Origin of the sequence: Candidatus Protofrankia californiensis (assembly GCF_900634765.1) — a bacterium.
Lineage (GTDB): Bacteria > Actinomycetota > Actinomycetes > Frankiales > Frankiaceae > Protofrankia > Protofrankia californiensis.
In genome coordinates, this window is record NZ_CAAAFT010000178.1 from 4,899 (window position 1) to 7,005 (window position 2,107).

1 protein-coding gene is annotated in these 2,107 nt (G+C 72.4%); it reads left to right on the top strand.

The genetic code is table 11. From position 1 onward, the window contains the following. The coding region (locus tag DD1DGNOD_RS09970; RefSeq protein WP_206443060.1) for a molybdopterin-dependent oxidoreductase at positions 1–2,107 on the top strand (2,107 nt) is incomplete at both ends.

The window sequence follows — 2,107 nt, forward strand, 5'->3', positions numbered from 1 at the left end:
CGCCGCGGCTGGCTGGAGGACGGCCCAGGCCCCGACAGCCGCCGCGGCGACGACTCGTTCGTCGAACTGCCCTGGCCGCAGGTACTGGATCTGGTAGCCGCCGAGCTCGAGCGGGTGCGTGCGCGGCACGGCAACACCGCGATCTTCGGTGGGTCCTACGGCTGGTCCAGCGCGGGGCGCTTCCACCACGCGCAGAGCCAGCTGCACCGGTTCCTCGGCCTCATCGGCGGGTTCACCCGGTCGGTCAACAGTTACAGCCTGGGTGCGGCACATGTCATCCTGCCGCACATCCTCGGCCGGCCCGGGGAGTTCGCGGCGTTGCGGGAGGGGACGTCCTGGCCGGTGATCGCCGAGCACACCGACCTGCTGGTCGCCTTCGGCGGTGTGCGTGCGTCCAACCTGTGGGTCACCCCTGGCGGGCGGGCCCGGCACACCGCCCGTCATCATCTGCTGGCCGCGGCCGGGCGGGGCATGCGGGTGGTGTCGCTGAGCCCGATCCGGGACGACATCCCGGCCGAGGTGGGGGCGTCCTGGCTGCCGCTGGTGCCCGGCAGCGACGTCGCGGTCATGCTCGCGCTCTGCCATGTTCTGCTCACCGAGGGGCTGGCCGACCGGGCGTTCCTCGACCGCTACACCGTTGGCGCGGACCGGTTCGAGCAGTATGTGCTCGGCCGTACCGACGGGCAGCCCAAGGACCCGTCCTGGGCGGCGCGGATCAGTGGGCTGGACGCGGACGACCTGCGCACCCTCGCCCGCCGGATGGCGGGAGCACGCACGCTGGTCACGGTCGGCTGGTCCCTGCAGCGCATTGAACACGGGGAGCAGCCGCTGTGGGCCGTCATCGCCCTGGCCGCGCTGCTCGGGCAGATCGGCCTGCCCGGCGCGGGCTTCGGGCTCGGCTACGGCTCCATGGGTGACGTCGGCGGCGGCCTGCTGCGCTACGGGCTGCCCACGTTCAGCCAGGGCCACAACCCGGTCAGGGCGTTCATCCCCGTGGCCCGGATCGCCGACCTGCTGTTGCGGCCCGGTAAGCGGTTCGACTACGACGGCGGCGTCCACACCTACCCCGACATCCGGCTCGTCCACTGGGCCGGCGGCAACCCGTTCCACCACCACCAGGATCTGACCCGCCTCCGCCGGGCGCTCACCCGCCCGGACACGATCATCGTGCACGAGCCGTACTGGACGGCGACCGCCCGCCACGCCGACATCGTCCTGCCGGTCACCACATCGCTGGAACGCGACGACATCGGTGCCGGACGCGGTGACAGCCACCTCTCGGCGATGCGTCGCGTGCTGGCGCCGTTCGGCGAATCCCGCGACGAGTACGACATCCTCACCGGCCTCGCCCGCCGGCTCGAGGTGGAGCGGGAGTTCACCGAGGGCCGTACGTCGCGGCAGTGGCTGGTCCACCTGTACGAGCGGTGGCGGGCCACGATGCTCGCGGCAGGGCGGGACATCCCGGGTTTCGACGAGTTCTGGTCGGACGGCTCGGACGGCGAGGTGGCGCTTCCTGACCGTCACGACCGCGTCGTGCTGTTCGAGGACTTCCGCGCCGACCCCGGCAAGGCGCGCCTGTCCACCCCCAGCGGACGTATCGAGATCTTCTCTGCCACGGTGGAGGGCTTCGGCTACGACGACTGCCCCGGGCATCCGACCTGGCTGGAGCCGGCCGAATGGCTCGGTGCACCGGCCGCGGCCCGCTTCCCCCTGCACCTGATCGCGAACCAACCGGCAACCCGGCTGCACGGCCAGCTCGACATGGGCGCGCACAGCCAGGCATCCAAGATTGCCGGTCGCGAGCCGCTGCGGATGCACCCGTCGGACGCGGACGCGCGCGGCCTGCGTGACGGTGATGTCGTGCGGGTGCGCAACGACCGGGGAAGCTGCCTCGCCGGGGTGGTACGCACGGATGCGCTACGCCCGGGGGTGGTGCAGATGTCCACCGGGGCCTGGTTCGACTACTCCGCCCCCGCCGTGGCGACCTGCGTGCACGGCAATCCCAACGCGCTGACGGCGGACCGGGGAACCTCCCGGCTCGCCCAGGGTTGCACCGGCCAGCACGCCCTCGTCGAGGTCGAACGGCTCGCCACGGACGCCCCGCCCG